Annotated in this window: 17 protein-coding genes; 12 read left to right on the top strand and 5 right to left on the bottom strand. The window is 49.3% G+C overall.

The genetic code is table 11. The annotated features are described in order from the left end of the window. Positions 1 to 3: 3 nt before the first annotated feature. Positions 4 to 324, bottom strand: coding sequence for a four helix bundle protein (locus KTH90_RS09430; protein ID WP_158351128.1), 321 nt, complete (start codon positions 322 to 324; stop codon positions 4 to 6). Between the two features lie 293 nt (positions 325 to 617). Between KTH90_RS09430 and KTH90_RS09425 the strand changes: the two genes are divergently transcribed. Further along, positions 618 to 3,170 (top strand): LuxR C-terminal-related transcriptional regulator, encoded by a 2,553-nt coding sequence (locus tag KTH90_RS09425; protein ID WP_238726692.1) that lies wholly within the window; start codon positions 618 to 620, stop codon positions 3,168 to 3,170. A 365-nt stretch (positions 3,171 to 3,535) separates the two neighbouring features. Here KTH90_RS09425 and KTH90_RS09420 read toward each other — a convergent pair whose 3' ends face one another. Next, positions 3,536 to 4,405 (bottom strand): Ltp family lipoprotein, encoded by an 870-nt coding sequence (locus KTH90_RS09420; RefSeq protein WP_238726691.1) that lies wholly within the window; start codon positions 4,403 to 4,405, stop codon positions 3,536 to 3,538. 219 nt (positions 4,406 to 4,624) lie between these two features. Between KTH90_RS09420 and KTH90_RS09415 the strand changes: the two genes are divergently transcribed. Together KTH90_RS09415 and KTH90_RS09410 are read left to right on the top strand one after the other, a co-directional pair. Next, on the top strand, positions 4,625 to 5,533 hold the full coding sequence (locus tag KTH90_RS09415; RefSeq protein WP_158351125.1) for a DUF2935 domain-containing protein: 909 nt from the start codon (positions 4,625 to 4,627) through the stop codon (positions 5,531 to 5,533). Between the two features lie 277 nt (positions 5,534 to 5,810). After that, on the top strand, positions 5,811 to 7,208 hold the full coding sequence (locus KTH90_RS09410; RefSeq protein WP_158351124.1) for an aminopeptidase: 1,398 nt from the start codon (positions 5,811 to 5,813) through the stop codon (positions 7,206 to 7,208). Between the two features lie 25 nt (positions 7,209 to 7,233). On the opposite strand, the gene KTH90_RS09405 is transcribed toward KTH90_RS09410, so the two are convergent. Continuing rightward, entirely contained in the window at positions 7,234 to 7,407 is a 174-nt protein-coding gene (locus tag KTH90_RS09405) for a hypothetical protein (RefSeq protein WP_238726690.1), read from the bottom strand. Between the two features lie 134 nt (positions 7,408 to 7,541). Between KTH90_RS09405 and KTH90_RS09400 the strand changes: the two genes are divergently transcribed. After that, complete coding sequence (locus KTH90_RS09400) at positions 7,542 to 10,775, top strand: response regulator (RefSeq protein ID WP_158351353.1); 3,234 nt, start codon at positions 7,542 to 7,544, stop codon at positions 10,773 to 10,775. Here KTH90_RS09400 and KTH90_RS09395 read toward each other — a convergent pair. Together KTH90_RS09395 and KTH90_RS09390 are read right to left on the bottom strand one after the other, a co-directional pair. Beyond that, the gene (locus tag KTH90_RS09395; protein WP_158351123.1) at positions 10,750 to 11,025 is read right to left on the bottom strand and encodes a hypothetical protein; all 276 of its coding nucleotides are present in this window, start codon (positions 11,023 to 11,025) and stop codon (positions 10,750 to 10,752) included. The two genes, KTH90_RS09400 and KTH90_RS09395, sit on opposite strands and share 26 nt — an antisense overlap. Before the next feature lie 292 nt (positions 11,026 to 11,317). Beyond that, on the bottom strand, positions 11,318 to 12,160 hold the full coding sequence (locus tag KTH90_RS09390) for a tyrosine-type recombinase/integrase (protein WP_238726689.1): 843 nt from the start codon (positions 12,158 to 12,160) through the stop codon (positions 11,318 to 11,320). A gap of 164 nt (positions 12,161 to 12,324) precedes the next feature. On the opposite strand from KTH90_RS09390, the gene KTH90_RS09385 reads away from it, so the two are divergent. From KTH90_RS09385 to KTH90_RS09350, 8 genes are all read left to right on the top strand, one after another. Next, positions 12,325 to 13,050, top strand: a complete 726-nt coding sequence (locus KTH90_RS09385; RefSeq protein ID WP_238726688.1) for a LytR/AlgR family response regulator transcription factor — start codon at positions 12,325 to 12,327, stop codon at positions 13,048 to 13,050. A 346-nt stretch (positions 13,051 to 13,396) separates the two neighbouring features. Continuing rightward, complete coding sequence (locus tag KTH90_RS09380; protein ID WP_238726687.1) at positions 13,397 to 13,678, top strand: DUF1565 domain-containing protein; 282 nt, start codon at positions 13,397 to 13,399, stop codon at positions 13,676 to 13,678. Between the two features lie 159 nt (positions 13,679 to 13,837). Next, positions 13,838 to 15,403: a bacterial Ig-like domain-containing protein gene (locus KTH90_RS09375; RefSeq protein WP_158351120.1), complete on the top strand. Its 1,566-nt coding sequence runs from the start codon at positions 13,838 to 13,840 to the stop codon at positions 15,401 to 15,403. Then, positions 15,369 to 15,905, top strand: coding sequence for a hypothetical protein (locus KTH90_RS09370; protein WP_158351119.1), 537 nt, complete (start codon positions 15,369 to 15,371; stop codon positions 15,903 to 15,905). Before KTH90_RS09375 ends, KTH90_RS09370 begins: the two co-directional genes overlap by 35 nt. 86 nt (positions 15,906 to 15,991) lie before the next feature. After that, positions 15,992 to 17,347: an ABC transporter substrate-binding protein gene (locus KTH90_RS09365; RefSeq protein ID WP_158351118.1), complete on the top strand. Its 1,356-nt coding sequence runs from the start codon at positions 15,992 to 15,994 to the stop codon at positions 17,345 to 17,347. Between the two features lie 83 nt (positions 17,348 to 17,430). Next, complete coding sequence (locus tag KTH90_RS09360; protein WP_158351117.1) at positions 17,431 to 18,291, top strand: carbohydrate ABC transporter permease; 861 nt, start codon at positions 17,431 to 17,433, stop codon at positions 18,289 to 18,291. A 2-nt stretch (positions 18,292 to 18,293) separates the two neighbouring features. Then, positions 18,294 to 19,130: a carbohydrate ABC transporter permease gene (locus tag KTH90_RS09355; RefSeq protein ID WP_158351116.1), complete on the top strand. Its 837-nt coding sequence runs from the start codon at positions 18,294 to 18,296 to the stop codon at positions 19,128 to 19,130. Positions 19,131 to 19,135: 5 nt separating this feature from the next. Continuing rightward, positions 19,136 to 21,223 (top strand): glycoside hydrolase family 36 protein, encoded by a 2,088-nt coding sequence (locus tag KTH90_RS09350; RefSeq protein WP_238726686.1) that lies wholly within the window; start codon positions 19,136 to 19,138, stop codon positions 21,221 to 21,223. Positions 21,224 to 21,275 lie beyond the last annotated feature (52 nt).

Raw genomic sequence — 21,275 nt, 5'->3', positions numbered from 1 at the left:
TGGTTAATCGTCCGTCCCGGCTTTCCCTTGCAGCAGCCGGAGCAGCGCGTCCCCCTTTCCGCGGGTGGGCTTCACCTGTCTTTCAGTCAGGTAGCCGGATTTCTGCGCCATCTCCAGAATATAGTCCGCCTGCTTCACGCAGTCCGCGGCCTGTTTGCGGCTGTTCTTCCTGGCGGCAAGGCCAGCGCCCACGCCGCAGTCCAGCAGCTTGCCGCTCAAGGGAAATTCCTGGCCTTCCTCTTTCAGATACCGCACGATCTCGGCAATCCGTACCGAAAAGTCGTAGGCCAGTTCTTGAACATCCATCCCTTTCACCTCTTTCATTGTGTTCCCGCCTCCTTTTCTCTGGGCTGGCGGACCATGCCGTAGAACAGTTGATAAGGTTTGTTTTGTCTTACCTATTACATAGGTAAGACAAGGAGGTACCCCCTTGTGCGATTTTTCCATTTTGACCGTTACAGATTTCAGGCTCCGCTCACGCGCCTTATACCTGTCCGGACCATAAGCGTACCACAAGCTGCCGACAATAAAAATCATACAGTATGAGGTTTTTCAAACTTTTTTTATTTTTTTGCGGCTTTTTTTGTTATAATGAAAGAAAAAAGGAGGCTGGAAGCATGGCAAAGGCAAAAAATGATTTTTTAAGCGATAAATTCACGCCCGCGCGTCTGCCGGAGGTGTGCGCGCCGCGCAAGGCGTTACTGTCGCGCTTCAATGAGGCGGCGGAGGACGGCCTTGTGTTCGTGTCCGCCCAGGGCGGCAGCGGCAAGACCGTGACGACGCTGCTTTGGCTCATGCAGAGCAAACGCCGGCCTGTTTGGATCGGGCTGGATAGCTATGATAACGCCCTGTCCATTTTCTACAAGCAGCTTGCCACTGGCCTCTATTCCCTCCAGCCGGACAACGAGAACATGCGCCGCGTTTTAACGGACACCGCCTTTTCCTCCACGCCCGTAGAGCATACGGTGGAGCTGATGAGTGAGATGTACCCGGAAGAGGGGCGGTATGTGATTGTGCTGGACGATTTTCATTTGATTACAAGCGGCGAGATCGTCAAATCCCTGCCGCTAATGCTGCGCCGCCTGCCCCACAGCTTTACCTTTTTCATCCTGTCCAGGAATGATATTCCCGACGACCTCCTGCCGCTTTTGAAGGACGAGAAGAAGGACGTCATCCGCAGGGAGTGTCTGCGCTTTACCGAAGCGGAGGTCAAGCAATATTTATCCGCCGTGGGAAGTTTTTTGACGCCGGACGAGGTGAAGCTGGCGTATATGGCGACGGACGGTTGGGCCATCGGCGTCAACGCCATCGCCCTGTCCGGGCAGGCCGCGCAGGGCGGCGGCTACGACTTCGCCCACTTCTTTGTGGAATTGGCTTGGAGCAAATGGGACGATAGGCTGCGGGAGTTCTGTATGCGCACCTCCATCGCGGACGAGTTCGATACCCAGCTTGCCGCAAATTTGTCTGGTAGGAGCGACGCCCATGCCGTCATGGAGGACTTGAGCCGTTCCAACTCCTTTTTGAGCCGCCTGCACGACGACACCTACCGCTATCACCATCTGTTCCAGGAGTTTTTGCAGAAGCAGCTCGACCAGTCGGGCATAGACGCCGCCATGCTGTACAAAACCGCCGCCCGGTATTACATGGAGCGGGGCGACTATTCCCGCGCCCTGCGCTTCTGGCTGACAAGCGGTGACTACAAGGGTACCGACAACTTTCTATTCAACTTCCTGTTCCGGGCGCAGGGGAACGGCGTGGCTGATTACGCGGCTTTCCTCCACAGCTTTTTCGCGGAAGAATTGCCCCCGCGGGCAGCAAGGGAAGCGCCGGTACTTCATGTACTCTATGCGTGGTACTATTACCTCACCAGCCGGTTTGAGGATTACGCCCGGCACATGGACGCCATTATTTTGAATCTGCCCCGCATCGCCAAGGCGGGCAATGAGTTTGTGGAGTTCGCCATGCTGGCCTTTCATGTGGATTACCGCAAGAGCCTGCCCGCGCAGGTCACGCTGTATCACATTTTCGGGAAGGTGCTGATCAGCTTTACGAAAGGGGGCCTTGCTACCAGCATCGCCTCCTTTACCCACAACCTTCCCTATATGCACCGCAGCAACCGGGACTATTCGGAGATCGCCCTGAATCCGAAGATACTGGATAAGATCGACAACACCTTCGCGCCGCTTTTAGGCCCGGAGTGGGTCTACCTGCGTCCGGGGATTTTGGTGAGCTTTACCTACGAGCGCAACCGTCTGGAAGCGGCGCTGCAAGAGAACACGGAAGTCTTGGGCCTGATCGGGCCGGACAACCAGCCGGACGGACGCATCTGCGTGATGGTGCTCCAGCACAGCATCCTCTGGCAGCTTGGCCGGGAGGCGGAGGCAAAGGAAGCGATGGAAAACTTGACCGCGTTTGTAAACGCCAACGCCCAATATTTTCTCCCCAACCTGACCGCCTACCAAACAAAGCTGAAGCTTCTAAACGGCAATCAGACCGCCGCCCGCGAATGGCTGGACTGCTACTATGTGACGGACACCGACCACATTGAATTTTTCCGCTCCTTCCAGCACTTCACAACAGCCAGGGCCTACCTTTCGCTGGGAGAAACGGAGAACGCCCTGCACTATCTGACGCTGCTCAAAGACTTCGGCAAAAACGGAAACCGCCCGCTGGACAGATGCGAGGCGGGGGTACTTCTGTCGGCCCTGTATTGGGCGCTGGGCCGGAAAAAAGAAGCGGAGGACGAACTGACCGAAACGCTGGAGGTCTTGCAGCCCTATGGATTTATCCGGCTGGTGGCCGACGAGGGCGAGGCGGTGGTGCCCATCCTCAAACGGGCCTTGTCCAAGGTGTGCGAAAAAGGATACAGGGGGCCGCTGACCCGCGCCTATGTGAACGAGGTCATGCTGGCCGCCCACAGCTTTGGGGTCAGCCACAAAGGATATATCCGGGTGAGGGCAGGCAAGGACAAGCCGGTGAAGCTGTCCAAACAGCAGGCGAGCATGATTACATACCTTGCCCAGGGCTACAAAAACGCCGAGATTTCCGAAATGACCGGCCTTTCCATCCCCACCATCAAGACGCATACCTCCCTCGCCTACAAGAAGCTGGGGGTAACAAACGCGATGGACGCTGTGCTGAAAGCGCGGGAATTGGGGCTGATTGAGTAGCTCCAGAATTAGGTCCATACTCTACTGGCGAGCAATGCAAACATGTACATGTTTGCTGTTTCAGCGGATTTTCCCCTTTGGGAAAACCCGCTGAAACGCTCGTTGGTGGATAGCTCCCAAACCCCCGGAAACGCCACCTGCGGTGTCGGCTGCGCGTCCTGCGGACGCTGGAAAAAACGGCGAGGGCAAGAAGGCGTCGCATACAAAAAAACACCATGCAGCGCAACCGCGTCACATGGTGTTTTCTGTTTTTCCGTTCACTTGGCGTAAGTCGTTATTTTCTTGTTCCTTCTTTATGGCTCACTGCCTTTAAGGCATCCCTTTTTCATCCATATTCATACTTATTATTTCTTAATTTAGTTGAATTAGAATCCATTCGCCTCAACCCCGTATACTGCCTGTTCGTGTGTAAATCCTTCGTATTCCAGCTGATCAATCAGACTATTCCGGGAAAATGAAGAAAAGTCTAAATAAGATTTGGCTTTTTTTGCCGCCTGCTCATTCCAGTCCGCTCCGCAATTGTCTACCGCGTTTACCGCATCTTCATGAGAAAATCCTTCATATTCCAGCTGTTCCACTAACCCGTCGTAAGAAAAGGCCGAAAAGTCTAAATAGGATTTCGCTTTCGAAACCGCCTGGCTTGTGCCCTCCAGCCCGCAGTTGTCCGCGCCGTGTACTGCCTGGTCATGGGTAAAGCCTTCATATTCCAATTGGTCGATTAATCCGTCATGTGAAAAAGAAGAGAACTTCAGATAAGATTTCGCTTTCTCCACAGCCTGCGCATCCCAGTCCGCATCGCAGTTATCTGCACCGTATAAAGCCTCATCATGGGTAAAGCCTTCAAATTCCAATTGATCGACTAATCCGTTATAGGAAAAGGCCGTATAAGCTAAATAAGAGTGCGCTTTCTGAAGGGCATTTTTTTGTCCCGTAGTTGCTCCGGCAGCCTGACTGTCCGTATCGGTTTTGCCGGGATTTTTCGTACTGTCTGTATCGGAACCGGATGCCTGTGCCGGTTTTTCCGTGCCAGGCAGGACTTCCTCCGCAGATACAGGGGCCGGGGTTTCACCCTGTGTCTGGCCGGGACCAGGGGATTCAGTCTGAACAGGAGCGGGGGTGGCGGTTTCTTCCTGTGTACCGGAACCGCTTCCGGCCGGTGTGACCGTGATGCCCCCGCAGGCAGCCAGAGTGAATACCATAAGGAGCGTAAGTGCCATTGCCAGAATCTTTCTCATTTTTATTCCTCCCTCATAATTCTAAGCCAATCGATTTGCAGCGTGTCCGCCATATATACTATAATTCTAGCATATTTGACATTTTATGACAAGGAATATGAAAAGACCAAGTTACTCCATAAAACTTTATAAATCCTCATGCCATCATACATAATTTGAAGCAGCCGGCATATTATTTTAAGGAATGTTAGCATAAAATAATGTATTGGAGGTATGACTTTGGCAGATGACAGCAGATTTGTAGTTCTGTCGCTTGAATTGCATCTGTTCTTTTCGAGAATCATGAAAGAACACTCTTTGTTTCTAAAGGCAGGCTTCACCCCCGCGGACAGCTCTTTTTCAGACGAGGCTGAGCTATTTAAGCAGAAATTCGAAGAATTGTTATACTGCGCGGTTCATTTAAGCGATGGTGTCGTGAGCCGCAGCGTTCTTTGTTCCGGTGAAGTCATCACGGAATTTACCGCATGTGCCGAATGGCAGACGCAGCAGTTCACGGGAATCGGTATAAACCAGGAAATTACCGCCCACGAAGCCTGTCTGCATCACGGGGAAAATCCCTGTGTCAGCGCGCAGCTGTGCGCTAATGTACATCAATTGAACCGCAATGCCATTGAATTGCTGGATGGACTGATCGCGCTGAAAGAGTGCATCCTGCAAAATGTGCTCAGCTGTAAAATGTTTACTATGAATTACCCTCTGCTGATCGAACACATTATACGTGAAGCGAAGTTATACCGCACCTACGTTTGTAAACTGGAAAACGGAATGGATCTAGATTACCGGAATATGCAACAAACGGAACAGTTCTGGAATCAGATTATGATGGAACACGCGATGTTTATCCGCGGACTGCTGGATCCTTCCGAAAATGAATTAATCGAAACCTCCGATACCTTTGCGAAAGATTATGCCAGATTACTTTCAGACTGCCGTAAGACCTTGGATTTATCCATTACGATTGACACGAAAGCATCGCTTAATGAAACCCTGAAGTTCCGGGATTTTAAAAGTGCGGGGACAAAGGGGATTCAAGAGTGCAGGATACGGTCTGTGATCCTGCCGCTTTTGGCCGATCATGTGTTGAGGGAGGCGAATCATTATATCCGGCTTCTGACTGATTGTAAATAATAGTTCCTGTCCATAGGGAAGCTGACGGTAATAAAAAAGATCAAGGTACAGGTATATAAAATGGGGTCAAATTTCTTAAATTTAGGGATTTGGCCCTTTATTTTACGGAACGCTGCTATAAATTATAGAATAGATTCCCGAAACCGGCAGATTCTATACTAGTACAACTTACAGTACAGCGATTTAGAAATACAAGATGTGTTTTTCTGCTCCGACATGTGGTAGAATAAAATACTATAGGAAAGAGGATTACAAACAAGAAAGGAGAATCAGTACAGTGGACAGGGAAAATGTATGGAAGACATATAAGCCGGAGGAACTGGAAGAATTAGAGCGGATCAGCCGCTCTTACAAGGAATGCCTGGATGAAGGGAAAACGGAACGGGAATGTGTGAAGCTGGCAGTCCGTATGCTGGAGGAAAAGGGTTTCCGCAGGCTGGATCGGATTATCGAGAAGAAGGAGCGTCTGCAGGCTGGCGACGGGGTTTACGCCGTGTGCATGGAAAAGAGCGTGGCGGCGTTCCGAATCGGAACAGAGCCGCTGGAACGGGGAATGAACATTCTGGGCGCGCACATCGATTCCCCGCGTATCGATGTGAAGCAGAATCCGCTCTATGAAAATGAAGAGCTGGCTTATCTGGACACGCACTATTATGGAGGCATTAAAAAGTATCAGTGGGTGACGGTTCCGCTGGCGATACATGGGGTAGTGGCGCGGACAGACGGTACCATAACCGAAATCCATATCGGGGAAAAGGAGGAGGACCCCGTATTCGCTGTGACGGATCTGCTGGTCCATCTGGCTTCCCAGCAGATGGAAAAAAAGGCCAGTGCGGTGATCGAGGGAGAGAAGTTAGATCTGCTGTTCGCAAGCCGTCCGCTGGAAGACGATGAGAATCTGAAGAAGGAAGAAAAGGACAGAGTAAAAGCCTATGTCCTTCAGCTGCTGAAGGAGACTTATGGGATCACCGAGGAAGACTTTGTATCGGCTGAACTGGAGATCGTCCCTGCGGGAAAGGCCAGGGACTGCGGAATCGACCGGAGCATGATCATGGCTTACGGACAGGACGACCGGGTATGCGCCTTTACCTCGCTGTTCGCTCTGCTGGATGTGCGGCAGGTAAAAAAGACGGCGTGCTGTATTCTGGTGGACAAGGAAGAGATCGGCAGTGTTGGGGCCACCGGTATGCACTCCAAATTTTTTGAGAATGTGGTTGCGGAACTGACGGCCCTTCTGGTTGGAGAGTCGGAACTGAAGGTGCGCCGCGCCCTTCAGAATTCCAGGATGCTGTCCTCCGATGTGAGCGCTGCTTTCGATCCCATGTTCGCGGAGGCGTTTGAAAAAAGAAGTTCCGCGTTCTTCGCCAAAGGGCTGGTATTCAACAAATTCACGGGAAGCCGCGGAAAAAGCGGATCCAACGACGCCAATGCAGAATATCTGGCTCTGATCCGGAAGGTGATGGATGATCATCAGGTAGCCTATCAGTTCGCGGAGCTTGGCAAGGTGGACGCCGGGGGCGGCGGGACCATCGCCTATATTATGGCCAATTATGGAATGGAAGTTATAGACAGCGGTGTGGCGGTGTTATGCATGCATGCGCCATGGGAGATTACCAGCAAGGCGGATGTGTTCGAGGCATATAAGGGGTATAAGGCGTTTATCTTAGACATGTAAGTACGATGTCATGCAAACCTTAGATTTATAACAGCGGGCGTTCGCTGATCGGTTCGCGAATCTGTCTTGCCAGAGTAAAATCGGAGTCCGGGCCACGGCGCGGATCCAGCACATCAAATAGATCCGTATCCACCAAAACACCTCTTCCCGCCCGCGCAGACGCCTGGGCATACCATTCCTGCTGCTGTAAGATTTTCAACTAAAATCATAAGATACACCATACAAACTTTGTGAATCCATGCTATACTAAAAAAGACAAAAAAACACCTGCTTACGGTTAGCAAAAAGATAAAACCAGTATAGGGAGATACAGTTGTGGAGAAAAGAAACAGGATGTACGGGAAGAAAACAGCGATAGAAACGGTGAAAGCATTCTGCACCGCCTGGTTTGAGCAGTGCGACTTACAGGCGGCGGCAGCTTTTTTATCCGAGGATATAGATTTTGCGGGTACCGGGGGAAATGAGTCGGCTCATAATAAGGCGGAAATGGAGGCATATCTGCAACGGGACATGGAAGAGCAGAAAGAACCGTTTCAGTGTGAGTTGAAAGAAATCCGTCAACAGGATATTGTGGAGACGGTTTGCAACCTTGCCATGGAGATGCGGCTGAAGAATGCGTGGTATCAGTGGTTCCTGCGGGCCTTTTTCACTCTGGTACTGGAAGACGACGGCCAGTGGAGAATACGCAGCTTCCATTTTGCTGAGCCCGGAAGCAGTCAGCAGGGGGAGGAACATTATCCGCAGACTCTGGTGGTGAAGAATCTGGCCCGGCAAAAACAAGAGTTGCTGGACAATTCGGTTCCCGGGGGCATGATGGGCGGATACACGGATGAAAGAGAATTCCCGCTCTATTTTATTAACCGTCAGATGCTGCGCTACCTGGGGTATGATACGGAAGCGGAATTCGTAGCGGATGTGGGCGGCCAGATCTCCAACTGCATCCATCCAAAGCAGCGGGAGATGGTAGAGCATGCCGTTTTGGAGCAGCTGGAACATTCGGATGAGTACGCGGTGGAATATAAAATGCGCAAAAAAAATGGTTCCTACATCTGGATCCATGAGTTGGGAAGAAGGATTATCGCGGAAAACGGGCGCCCCGCGACGCTGGCCGTATGTATCGATATTACCGGACAGAAACAGCTTCAGGATCGTAACAGGGAACTTTACGAGCAGGAACTGGCTCATTTTGCGGAATTATCTTCCTACGAGGGTACCATTCAGGGAACGATCAATGTAACAAAAGACCGGCTGGAAAGCTATGTGTCCACTGCGGATGTGGCGGTGGCTAAGGTAGGGGATTCTTATCGGAAGACGGTGATTAAACTGTCTGAGTCAGCCGCGCAGCCGGAAATCGCGGAAGATATGCGCAGTACTCTGGAGCGGGAAAAAGTTCTGCGGGACTATGCGGCCGGTAAGACGGATTATCAGTTTGTATTCCTGCGGCGGAAAAACAGCAGCGGTTTCTTCTGGAGCAGTACCCGCATGCGGACCTATGTGAATCCGGAGAACGGTGATATCGTATTATTTTTCTATACCACCGATATTACCGAACAGATCATGAAGGAACAGCTTCTCCATCAGATCGCCCGGCTGGACTACGACAAACTGACGGAGGTGGATATCCGGCAGGACACCTATCGTGTTCTCTCTTTTAAAGCAAACAGAGAAAATGCTATCGCGATGAAAGAAAAGTTCCAGGAGGAAGTGCGCAGGACAGCAGAGCGCACAATGGGTGAAACCTCCCGTAAAGAGTATTTAAGCAAACTGGATTATACATATATAAAAGAGAAGCTGGAAGAAGTACCGGTATATACATTTCTGGCTGACGTTGAGGATGAACAGGGGAATCACCGGATCAAACGGCTGGAAATATTTTACGTGGAAAAACGGATGGGCCGGATCTGTATCGCCCGCAGTGATGTGACGGAGGTAATCGAAAAGGAACAAAAACAAAAAGAGGAACTGGCGTCCGCCCTGGTGGCTGCGAAACAGGCCAATGCCGCCAAGTCTGATTTCCTGTCGCGTATGAGCCATGAGATCCGCACACCCATGAACGCGATCATCGGCATGAGTACCATAGCGGCCCAATCCATAGGAAACGATGAGCAGGTGGCGGATTGTATCTCGAAAATAGGTATTTCTTCCCGTTTTCTTTTGTCCCTGATCAACGACATCCTGGATATGAGCAGGATTGAAAGCGGAAAAATGCTGCTGAAAAATCAGAATATCCCCATGGAGGAGTTTCTGTTGGAAATTAATTCAATCTGCTACAACCAGGCGGATTCCAAGAACGTGGATTACGAATGTATTGTGGATCCGGTATTGGACGACTGCTATATGGGTGACAGTATGAAGCTGCAGCAGGTTCTGCTGAATATACTGAGCAATGCCATTAAGTTTACCGGAGAAGGGGGTAAAGTAACCTTTTCGGTGGAGCACCGGAACAGCACGAAAAATCATGCCGCGCTTCGGTTTGTCATCAATGACACGGGAGTCGGTATGAGTGAAGAGTTCCTTCCCCATATCTACGAGGCTTTTTCCCAGGAAATTACCGGAACTACGGCGCTTTACGGCGGCACCGGGCTTGGTCTGGCTATTTCCAAAAATATCATTGACCTCATGGGCGGAAATATCTCGGTGCGCTCCATCAAAGGGATCGGAACGGAATTTACCATAGACGTGAAGCTGGGGCTTGTGGAGGGCGGACTTGCACACCGTCAGAAGAAACCGCAGTATAATTTCTCACACCTGAAAACACTGGTGGTGGACGATGATGTAGCGGTCTGCGAGAGCGCGATAGTCACCTTAAAGGAAATGGGGGTTGCGGCCGAATGGGTGGACAGCGGTTACAAAGCCATTGAACGGGTGAAAGAGCTTTTAAGCAGCGGCCGGTATTTTGATATGATCCTGATTGACTGGAAGATGCCGGACATCGACGGCATTGAGACGGCCCGGCGGATCCGAAGCATGGTAGGCCCGGAGGTGACGATTATCATTGTGACGGCGTATGATTGGGGTGCCATTGAAAATGAGGCCATGCTGGCCGGCGTCAACCTGCTGATGAGCAAGCCGATGTTTAAATCCACCCTGGTATCGGCGTTTTCCAAAGCACTGGGGGAAAAAGAGGAGGAGGCGCAGCAGACCGCCGTTATAGATTATGATTTTAACGGGAAACGGATTCTGCTGGCAGAGGATAATGCCTTAAATACGGAAGTGGCAATGATGCTGCTGGAAAATAAGGGCTTTACGGTGGAAACAGCCGATAACGGGATTCGGGCGTTGGAAATGTTCAGCAAGTCCCCGGCAGGTTATTATTCCGCGATCCTGATGGATATTAGGATGCCCCTGATGGACGGGCTGACGGCTACTATCAGTATCCGTCATTTGAGTAATAAAGATGCGCTGACGATCCCGATCATTGCCATGACGGCCAATGCTTTTGACGATGATATTGAAAAGAGCAGGGCGGCCGGGATGGATGCCCATCTGGCCAAACCCATTGAGCCGGACCGGATGTATCAGACGCTATATGATCTGATCTTCAAAGAGGAGGATGAAAATGATTAAAACGAATAGGATCGGCTGTCTTTTGGGGATTGTAGTTTAATAAGTAATCTTTTGCTTCTCTTGCGGTATGAAATTGGATGTCTTCCCTGCAAAGGTAGTGAACTGCTTCATTCCAGTCTTTCAGGGAGAATTGCTCCGGGACGATTGAGTTTATAACATACTTCCAAGCGTTAATGTTCATGTTAGGGTTAGTTAAGTCTGACAAATAAGTTAAATTGCATCCAAACTGCAGATACTCCAACAAATCCATAATTTTTCCTCCTGACTGGTTGTTTTACCACATAACAGCAATTATGTTGTCAGCCTAAACTCTTATCTTATAAGGTAAGACTGTTTCGGATGTTATCTATTAATAAAAAAGGCATACAAAACAGGCCGGTTAGAAAGCCTTTGGCGCCGGTCTGTTTGACGTATCATCAATTCCATGATTTTCAGTTTAATATTAAGATAGATGGAGAATATTGTAATTTTTTAGTTGTTGTGATAGAATTTTTATGTATTATAGTAATCCGCGTTTCATGTGATTGACAACATAATTGCTGTTATGTTGTCGTTTGTTTATTTGCCACAATAAGGTCTAAACGGTTTATTAATTTTTCATGTTCTGTCCCGCTCTCCTTGGTGTAGATCCGGGTGGTGTTCACACTGCTGTGGCCCAGCAGATCGGCAAGTCTTGACAAATCCTTTTCCAATTGATAACAGGTTCTCGCGAACAGATGGCGAAGATTATGGGGAAATACCTTTTCCGGCTCCACGTCTGCGCTCTCGCAGAGGGATTTCATATCCCGCCATATGTTTGAGCGGTCGAGCGGCTTTCCGCTGGCCGTGCAAAAGATACTCCCGCTTAAGATGCCGCGTTCTCTGCGGTAACGTTCTAACATGCGGCGCAGTTCTTTCGGCAGAAACACCGTTCGGGCCTTGCCTTTGCATTCCACGGCCGCGCGGCCTGTCCGCACGGCATCCGCTGTGATAAACTTTAACTCCGACACACGGATTCCCGTGGCGCAGATGGTTTGCAGAAGCAGGGCAAGCCGCTCGTTGCGTTTTTTCTCCGCTGCCTGGATCAGCCGGTTATATTCTGTCCGGGTCAGCTCTTTTTCCGGTTTTGTGTAAAATTCCCGTTGGATCTTAAGGGGTCTGACTTTCATCTGAGGCAGGTCCGACCATGCGAGAAAACTGTTCACGGAAGCCAGCATGGAGTTCACACTGGCCGGAGCATAGGTCTTTGACAGGTGTCCTTTCCAGTTCACCACCACCTCCTTGCAAAGTTCCCTGTTTCCCAAAAATGAAAAGAAAGCCTTTAAATCCCGGATATACTTTTCAATGGTGTTTACACTGCGTTCTTCCCTGCGCAGATAGATTTTGTAGTCTGTTAAATCGATCAAATAATTTCCCTCACTTTCCTTATAGTCAAGTTTTATTATGCCACTTTTTGACAAACCGCATACACCGGAGGGTACCCGCTTTGACGACTTGCCTTTGCGTAGGGTATACTAGGCATAACGGTAGGATGAGAAAGAAACGTATAAAGATAGCGGGGTCAAAACATATGATAAATATGGCGATTGTGGATGATGATAACGGCTATTTGGATAAGTTAAAAGAAATATCGGAGAAATATTTTACCTCACATTTTGTGGAATACAAGCTGAGTACATTTACCAAGGGCTGTAATTTAGTTTATGAATTGCAGGAAGGAAAGAAGTTTCAGGTCTATCTGCTGGATATCGACTTATCTGACCGTGAAATGAACGGACTGGATCTGGCTAAGGTGATCAGGGCCAATAAAAATGGGGATTCATATGTTATATTTATTACGAATTATACGGATTATGCAGTGGATGGATATGAACTGGACATCTTCCGGTATATATTAAAGGATCAGATGGAGGAGAAGCTGCCGCAGGCACTCGAGGAGATCGGAAAACGGATGAATATTCAAAGCGGTGAATATTACATCATTGATAAAGGAGGGATTCGTGAGAAAGTATTTTATAAGGAGATACTTTATATTTATAAAGAGAAAAAGAATGCGGTGTTTGTCACCGACGACGGAATAAGCACGGTCAGAAGTAGTTTAAACCGCGTGATGGATGAGCTTCATCATGATGGATTTGTTTATATAAACAAAGGAATTATTATAAATATTTCCCGGATCCAGAGAATGAAAGGATTGGAAATCATGCTGGACAACAAAGAACAGCTGTATGCCAGCAGAACCCATATTCAGGATGTGAAGCTGTTAGTTTCGGCATTTTGGAGAAAATATATGTAATTGAATAACTGAAAGTGGATACAAAATAAGTTTCTAAATCAAAAAGCTCCAGCTCTGGCAAATGCCGGTTCTGGAGCTTTTTGATTTAGAAACTTATTTTACAGCCCCATCCACTGCGGCGACCCCATTCAGTATTCGAGCATAGAAACAAGCTACTGGCATCAGCATTTTCTCGTTCAATAGAAAGTGCTCCTATTGAATAAAAATCCCTCCGGGGGATCGCACAGCGGCGGGAACATTCCTAAATTATTAGCTAAATGCCTAATTTTTAATATTTGCCCGGAAGGTCCTGACATTTATAATATTCAGTATAGTAACTGATATTTATTCAAGAGGAGGAAGGGAAATGAGGAGGCTTTTGACTATTATTTTGAGCGTGATTTTGCTGCTCGGCGCTCTTCCGGCAACCGCGCGGGCCGGAAATGAGGCAGTTCCGTCAGGAACGGAAAAAGAGTTCTACGTATCTCCTGATGGAAACGACAGTAATGCAGGCACAAAGGACGAGCCGTTCAAAACGATTGAAAGAGCAAGAGGGGAAGTGGCGAAATTTAATCAGAACATGACGGCAGATATTGTCAGTATATCTGATGGATGGAATCTACTATCAGGACAAAACACTTATTTTTGAAACGGAAGGGAACAGTTTGCAGCGCACTATGCAGTATCCGTACCAGAGAAAGCGAACATTGCGGAGGAAAACGGGGATAGTAGAAACCGTGTACTCCTGCTCAAAGGAAATGATCCGAATCTGGAGCTTGACCTTCTGAACAACGATTTACAGCGCAGTGTGTACGGAGAAAATATTACCACCTTTGATTTCCAGTTTCCGGAAGGATCGCGTTCCTATAACGGAATGTATAATGTGCTAAGAGAGGCCGGAGGTTCCGTCTACAGACTGAATATCAAGCCGGCGGAACGCAATAAGTATTTCCTGGATCTGAAAGATGTCGGCGAATTGCCGCTGCCTGGAAAAGAAATCAAAAACGCTGTCTGGTATACCTGCAAAATAATGGTAAAGGGCAACAGCCTTTATCTGAAAGCCTGGGAAAAATCGGCAGAGGAACCGAAAGACTGGGAACTGATCAGAGAAATGGAGGATCAGACGGGCAAGGAGTGCAGGTTGAACTTCTCTTACTATGATCCGGACGGACGGCCCCTGTACCTTGATAATGTAAAAGTGGAAGTGCTCGATCCGTCGGATGTGGAGAAACGGCTGACCGGCATCGAGATCAAAGCGGAGCCGGAGAAGAACACTTATTATGCAGGTGAAGAATTCGACGCTTCCGGACTCAAGGTCAATGCGGTATATAACAATGACAGTAAACAGGAACTGGACAAAGAGGCGTATACAGTGACTGGTTTTGACTCCGCGACAGAGGGAGATAAGACCATAACAGTATCCTACCGCGGTTATGCGGCGGAATTCACCGTTCAGGTTGCGAAAGCACCGGCGATGACCGGAATCAGGATTGCGCAGGAGCCTTATAAGACGGTATATGAACCCGCAGAAGAACTGGATCTGAACGGATTGGCTGTGAAGGCCGTATATGATAATGGCACGGAGCAGGATGTGTTATTGTCAGAATGCTCGATCGAGGGATTTTCCTCAGAAACCGGGGGTACTAAGACGATTAAAGTAAGCTATCAGGAATTCTCTGCGGAATTTGAGATAGAAGTAAAAGCGGCTGTGACACCGGAAAAAGTACTTACCAGTATCCGGATCGACCAGAATCCCGGCAAGATGGAGTATTTAATCGGTGAAGAGCTGAATCTTGACGGACTGGTGGTGACGGCTGTCTATGATGACGAGAGCGAAGAACCTTTGGCAGGCGGTTCGTACTCCGTGACCGGCTTTGATTCGGATACGGAAGGGACTAAGACGGTTACGATCCAATATAAGGAACAGACAGCAGAGTTCACCGTTCAGGTCAAAGAGGCTGAACAGCCCGAAAAAATCCTCCGGGAAATCAGGATAGACCAGATGCCGGATAAGACCGAGTATTTTGTCGGAGATGAACTGAATCTTACGGGACTTCAGGTGATGGCGGTATATGATGATGAGAGTGAAAAACTGCTGGGCAGTGATGCCTATACTGCTGCCGGTTTTGATTCTGAAACGGAAGGAACCAAAACAATCATGATAACCTATCAGGACAAGACGGCGGAATTTAAGGTAGAAGGCAGAACCAACCCCGACACCGACCCCGACACCAATACCGACCCCCACACCGACACCGACTCCCACACCTACACCCACACCGGCACCAACTCCGGTTCCCACTCCTGCCCCGGGACAGGTGGTGATCAGTTCGGAAGGAATGAAATACTATGTACAGCAGTCCGCACTGCCTGAGAATAAGAGAAACGAAGCACAAACAATTCTCGGACAGAATCAGGAGTATCAAGGATTCCGGGATCTGTTTTCGGATAAAGACAGGATATTTACAGATATTTCCGTTTATGATCAGGAAGGCAGGAAAGTACACAAGACCCAGGGAACATTGGTATTAACCATTCCATACCCTGAAAATCCAGGCTCCACCAAAGACTTCATCATCTTCCATATAAAAGATGACGGCCAGGTGGAAAGAATAACCACATTTGAAAAGACGGACAGCGGCTTAAAGGTTACATTAGACAACTTCAGTACGTATGCGGTTAGCTGGAAGGACGCGTCAAAACAGAATCAGCAGGAAAATGGAAATGACGGCCAAGACAGCCATAATACGGATAACAGCGCACAAGGGGCACAGACAGGCGACCATGCGATGCCCGCATTCTGGATCCTGTGCTGCGCGGCGGCACTGGGACTGATCATCTTTATACGGAAAAACCGAAGACTCAATGAACATTAAAGCGTAAAGAGCATTAAAATGTATGTGTATTAAAGAGGCAGTTCGTATTATAAAAACATTTACCCAAAATATAAGGAGGATAAGAAATGAAGAAAAAATTAGTAAGTATACTTCTCTGTGTGGCTATGGTAGCCGCCATGATTACCGGCTGCGGAGACAAAAAAGCCGAAGAGGACACTTCCGGGGCGGCACAAACCAGTGCTCCGGCCGGCCAGCAGGACACGGCGAAGCCTCAGGAGACAGCGGATCAGGAAGATTCTGAAGGGGAGATCACCCTGACCTGGGCGGTATTTGAAACGGACAACTACACGGCAGAAGTGTGGCAGCATATCATCGATGCGTTTGAAGCCGACAATCCGGGGATTAAGATTGAAAAAGTGTTGATGACCGGGGATTCCAGGCCCCAATTCTTAAAGACCATGCTGTCCGCCGGAAATATGCCTGACATCAACATCGATCCGGTCGATCTGGCCAGCACGGATGGCGTCTACGCGGAAGTTCCGGAAGAACTCCTGGCGAAATATGAGGACAGCTCCGTGGTATCCTTCGATGGGAAAAAGACCCTGGTTCCGGCCTACAAAGCTTACCGTACACAGGTCTACTATAATAAGGCTCAGTTCGCCGATGCGGGCATCACCGAGACTCCGAAGACCTGGGATGAATTCATAGCTGTATGTGACAAATTGCAGGAAAAAGGGTATACACCGCTGATGGGCGTTGGCGCCTCCGATATCTGGGCAACCGCGTTCGGATACTGGACCGGTGTGGTGAATTCCGAACTGTATTCCGCATATCCCAACTTTAACCGGGACATCCTGGACGGAAAACTTTCCTGGACAGACAAAGTCCTGGCGGATACCTTAAAGAGCTGGCAGACCCTGACTAAATATTACCATAAAGGTTCCATGTCCTTCAGCAATACCCAGGCCACTTCCGAGTTCATGAGCAAAAACGCGGCAATGTTCATGGACGGCGCCTGGAGCGCCCCCACCATTGATAACAGCACGGAATACTCCGCAGATGATTTTGGCACCTTTATGATGCCCACTCCATCCGGAGCAAAGACTTACTGCACGATGCCTCAGTATTGGGGGGTAGCGGAAACCTGCAAGAATAAAGAAGCGGCTTTCAAATTCTGTGAATATGTACTGGGCGGCAATCCGGATATTTATAAATATTATCTCCAGGCGGACGGTACCTTCTCCGTCACCAAGACACCGGTAACCTATGAGATGGGACCCGTACAGACGGAATTCATCAAAAATCTGGAAGGCTACGAACTGGTTCCCGAAGCCATGAAGTTAGTCGGCGATGATGCATTCCCCACCGGATTCGAAGATTTTACACTGAAATCTCTTCAGAATATCTTTACAGGCGCAGATGTCGACGCGGAATTGTCAACCTGGGATGCGGAAATGCAGAGACTGGGTGCGCAGAAGTAATAAGTTAATTTGATCATTGAAAGATTTAGAGTACAAAATCGAATAATGACTTTGTACTCTAAATCATTTTAGGAGAGAATCTCATGAAGAAAAAATCCATATTATTCACAGTGCCCGCATTTCTCATCTACACGGTGCTGATGATTATCCCCATCGCCGGAGCATTTTTGTTAAGCTTTACCGACTGGAACGGGATCAGCGCCGGCTACCATATGGTAGGAATTAAAAATTACGTGGATATGCTGTCCGATGAACGGCTTAGAAATGCGATCTTTGTAACCTTAAAAATTACGATGGTGGTAGCCGCGTCGGTCAATATATTAGGATTGCTGATCGCCATGCTGCTGAACCGGGCAAAGCGGCTGACCAATGTATTCCGGAGCATTTTTTTCCTGCCCTATGTGCTCAGCACGGTGGCCATCTCCTTTATATGGCTTGCGATCCTGTCCTACACGGGAGTGTTTAATTCTCTGCTGGAGATGGCAGGGCTTGGGAATCTGGCAGCAGATTATATAGGAAATGCGAAAAATGCGATCCGCAGTATCTGTATCATCGAGATTTGGAGAATGCTGGGCTTCCACATGGTGCTGTATCTGGCATCCATACAGACGGTTCCGCGGGAATTATATGAAGCCTGTATCATGGACGGCGGGAACCGGTGGCAGCAGTTCCGCTATATTACGATTCCAATGATTATTCCCGGAATCACGATCTCCGTGATCATGAGTATCATGACGGAGATGAAACAGTACGATATCGTAAAAGTAATCACAAACGGAGGTCCCGGATATTCTACGGAAACCGTAACGTATAATATCGTAACCCAAGCTTTTGGTAATAACATGCTGGGATATTCGTCCGCTATCGCCGTATTTTTGTTTATCATCATTGCGGCAGTCTCGATCCTGCAGATCCAACTGTCCAAGAAACTGGAGGTGTCCTGAACATGAATATAGAGAGCAGGAAGACAAGTGTTTCAAGTATTTTATTGAAGATATTCCTGGTGATCATGGCAGTGATCTTTGCGACGCCCTTGTACATCACAGTGATCAACATCTTCAAAAGTACTAAGGAGATCTCTTCTACTCCCATGTCGTTTCCGCTGCCGCCCATACTCGATAATATCATAACGGTAATCAAAAACCCAAATGTCAATCTGGGTGAGATGTACTTCAACTCCCTGTGTATCACCATATTCGGAGCGCTGATCTGCATTATAGTCTCCGCGCTGGCGGGTTATTATCTGGCTAGAATGAAGACGAAGATTTCCCAGGGGCTGTATATCTATTTTCTGCTGGGTCTGATGGTGCCATATGCGATTGTATATGTTCCTTTGGTTTCTATTTTTAAAGGGGCGGGGCTGATCGGCAACCTGCCGGGACTGATTATGGTATTCGTATCGGGAAGTATTTCTTTTTCCGTATTCATGTACCAGGGGTTTATCAAGTCTACTCCGGTCGAATTGGAGGAGGCTGCCATCATCGACGGCGCGGGACAGCTGAAAATATTCACTTCGGTGATCTTCCCGTTAGTGAAACCATGTACCACCACCGTGGCGATCTTTATCGGACTGTCGATGTGGAATGACTTTCTCACACCGTTGCTGATCGGACAGATCAAGACGATTACCGTGGGAATCTATACGGCCATCGGTCCGTACGCCTCCGACTGGGGGAGCGTGTTCGCTTATGTCATGTTCGCCACGCTGCCGATTGTAATTGCGTACCTGCTGGCTCAGAGACAATTTATCGAAGGCTTGACGGCCGGCGCGCTGAAAGGTTGATGCTTATGATGAAAATAGTATCGGAATTCCGTTTGGGCGATATGAGGATCCGCTACGTATCGGACGAAGAGGGACAGGTGGGAATGGAACTGTATCCGGCTTCCATGAAGGCTGAGCTGGCAGATGGAAAAAGTTATCGGGCGGACCCGCTGGTACAGTGGAAGAAAGAAGGGGATGCGTACCCGTTCGGGTTTGCAAACGGCTTAACCATGCGCAACAGCGAATCGGTAAGCCGGATGAAATACAAAGGACAGCAGGTGGAAGAAGACGGCGCAGGGATTCAGATTACGACAACTCTGGAAGACAGTGAGGGATGCCGGATCTCACATATTTTATCCTATAAAAAGGGGAACCCTGCTTTTACAGTATCCGCAGAATTCGAAAATTTTGGGGATGAGCTGCTGACACTGGAGATGATGTCCAGCTTTTCTCTGGGCGGGATTACCCCGTTCGCCGGGGATGAGGCCCCCGGCCGGCTTGTTACATACCGGATCCGGAGCAAATGGAGCGGGGAGGGTAGGCTGGAGAAACGCACGGTAAGTGAACTGCTGTTAGAGCCGTCCTGGTCGAGGCACGGAGCGTACAGCGATAAAATCGGTCAGAACGGTTCTCTTCCGGTCCGCGGTTATTACCCGTTTGAGGCGGTGGAGGATGTACAGACGAATGTGGTATGGGCGGCCTGTCTGGCAGTTCCCTCCAGCTGGCAGATGGAGCTGTACAGAAGGGACGAGGCGCTGTGCATGTCAGGCGGAATCGCCGATTATGATTCCGGGCACTGGCGCAGGGAAGTGAGGCCGGGGGAAAGCTTCCTTACCGTTCCGGCTTTTCTTACCGTCTGCCGGGAGAATGTGGATGATGCCTGTCAGAGACTGACGAAAATGTGGAAAAAAGCAGATGACGGCACGGAATTACCGGTTATATTCAATGAATTCTGTACCACATGGGGAAAACCGTCCGATGAGAATATCAGCCGGATCTTAAAAGTATTGGAAGGCCGGCCGTTTTGCTATTTTGTCATCGACGCCGGCTGGTATGCGGATTCGGTAAAAGGCTGGGAGAGCAACATGGGCGACTGGGAGGTCTGTGAGGATTTATTCCCGGACGGACTTATGGCGACGGTAAATAAGATCAGGAATGCCGGTTTTATTCCCGGAATCTGGTTTGAGATGGAGACCTGCGGGAAGGACTCCAAAGCTTATTGGCTGGAAGATCATCTGCTGAAACGGCACGGTAAGGTGATCACAGCGGGCGGGCGCCGTTTTTGGGACATGAGGGATCCCTGGACGCAGGAATATTTAAGCGGTAAGGTGATCGGTTTTCTCGAGCGATATGGGTTCGGATATCTGAAAGTAGACTATAACGAAAGTATCGGAATCGGATGCGACGGAGCAGAGAGCCTGGGTGAAGGACTGCGACAGAACATGGAGGCGGCGCAGGAATTTTTCAGGAAAATACGGCGGAGGTTACCGGATCTGGTGATCGAAGTGTGCGCCTCCGGCGGGCACAGAATGGAGCCTTCCATGATCCGCCTGTGCGATATGGTTTCCTTTTCAGATGCCCATGAAGAAAAAGAGATACCGGTGATAGCCGCGCAGGTACACCGCATGATCCCTCCGGGACAAAGCCAGATCTGGGCGGTGCTGCGGGCCGGCGATTCACGTAAACGAATCGTTTATTCCATGGCGAATACGTTCCTGGGTGTGATGTGCCTGTCAGGGGATGTATATACGCTTTCTGACAGCCAATGGAATCTGGTGGACCGGGGAATTGAATTCTACCGGGCAGTCAGTCATATCATACGGGATGGACATACCTGTTATCATGGGACAAAACAGCAGAGCTGGCGGTTTCTCAAAGGTTGGCAGGGAATCGTCCGGTACTCGGACGATAGGCGGGAAGCGTTAGGCGTGATCCACCGGTTCGAAGGGCAGGATGAGGCTGCGGGGATGATCTGTCTGCCGGTCGGCACAGGGTACCGGCTGGAAAGGATATACGAGGGAGCCGATCACCGGGTCCGATTGGAAGAAGGATGTCTTAAGTTTGAATTTGACGAGGACTATGACGCGGCGGCTGTTCATTTAGTAAAGGATTAGAGCACTCCCGATTGCCAGCGCGCCGCAGCGGCGATATAATGGAATTCAAGAG

Source organism: Diplocloster modestus, from assembly GCF_019042245.1.
Classification (GTDB): Bacteria; Bacillota; Clostridia; order Lachnospirales; family Lachnospiraceae; genus Diplocloster; species Diplocloster modestus.
Note: the sequence above shows the minus strand (reverse complement) of the source record. Positions and strands in the feature narration are given on the sequence as shown.

What these genes read in the sequence shown, in the direction of transcription:
- KTH90_RS09400 (WP_158351353.1), top strand. Translation starts at nt 7,542, where the DNA reads ATGTACGGGAAGAAAACAGCGATAGAAACGGTGAAAGCATTCTGCACC.
- KTH90_RS09355 (WP_158351116.1), top strand. Translation starts at nt 18,294, where the DNA reads ATGAATATAGAGAGCAGGAAGACAAGTGTTTCAAGTATTTTATTGAAG.
- KTH90_RS09380 (WP_238726687.1), top strand. Translation starts at nt 13,397, where the DNA reads ATGAGGAGGCTTTTGACTATTATTTTGAGCGTGATTTTGCTGCTCGGC.
- KTH90_RS09395 (WP_158351123.1), bottom strand. Translation starts at nt 11,025, where the DNA reads ATGGATTTGTTGGAGTATCTGCAGTTTGGATGCAATTTAACTTATTTG.
- KTH90_RS09425 (WP_238726692.1), top strand. Translation starts at nt 618, where the DNA reads ATGGCAAAGGCAAAAAATGATTTTTTAAGCGATAAATTCACGCCCGCG.
- KTH90_RS09350 (WP_238726686.1), top strand. Translation starts at nt 19,136, where the DNA reads ATGATGAAAATAGTATCGGAATTCCGTTTGGGCGATATGAGGATCCGC.
- KTH90_RS09430 (WP_158351128.1), bottom strand. Translation starts at nt 324, where the DNA reads ATGAAAGAGGTGAAAGGGATGGATGTTCAAGAACTGGCCTACGACTTT.
- KTH90_RS09360 (WP_158351117.1), top strand. Translation starts at nt 17,431, where the DNA reads ATGAAGAAAAAATCCATATTATTCACAGTGCCCGCATTTCTCATCTAC.
- KTH90_RS09420 (WP_238726691.1), bottom strand. Translation starts at nt 4,405, where the DNA reads ATGAGAAAGATTCTGGCAATGGCACTTACGCTCCTTATGGTATTCACT.
- KTH90_RS09370 (WP_158351119.1), top strand. Translation starts at nt 15,369, where the DNA reads ATGAAATACTATGTACAGCAGTCCGCACTGCCTGAGAATAAGAGAAAC.
- KTH90_RS09385 (WP_238726688.1), top strand. Translation starts at nt 12,325, where the DNA reads ATGATAAATATGGCGATTGTGGATGATGATAACGGCTATTTGGATAAG.
- KTH90_RS09365 (WP_158351118.1), top strand. Translation starts at nt 15,992, where the DNA reads ATGAAGAAAAAATTAGTAAGTATACTTCTCTGTGTGGCTATGGTAGCC.